Source organism: Bartonella sp. MR168JLCBS (genome assembly GCF_042194175.1).
Map to the genome: position 1 here is coordinate 1 of NZ_JBHIMP010000523.1, position 290 is coordinate 290.

1 protein-coding gene is annotated in these 290 nt (G+C 33.8%); it reads left to right on the forward strand.

Annotation, left to right across the window (positions count from 1 at the left end; genetic code table 11):
* The coding region (locus tag ACFIK8_RS12375; RefSeq protein WP_375669597.1) for a hypothetical protein at window positions 1–290 on the forward strand (290 nt) is incomplete at both ends.

The window sequence follows — 290 nt, forward strand, 5'->3', positions numbered from 1 at the left end:
TTATGCTTCAACGGGATCAAATAAATGAACAAAGTTTTAAGACACTTCTTGCCTCAGCACGCATCATCCTTCATGCTCAAAACGGATCTTTATCTGAACAGCTCAAAAAACTTAATGAGAGTGATTTTGATCTCATAACCCGTAATAGTCATCAAGGATCTTATTATAAATTAAACGAAAAAAGAAGACAAATAACAACCCAAACTGAGAAAAACCTCTTTTCTTCCATTGATCTTATCAGTCAACAAAAACCATTCCCTTTCTCCGTTAATGGAGAAGATTTACAGTAT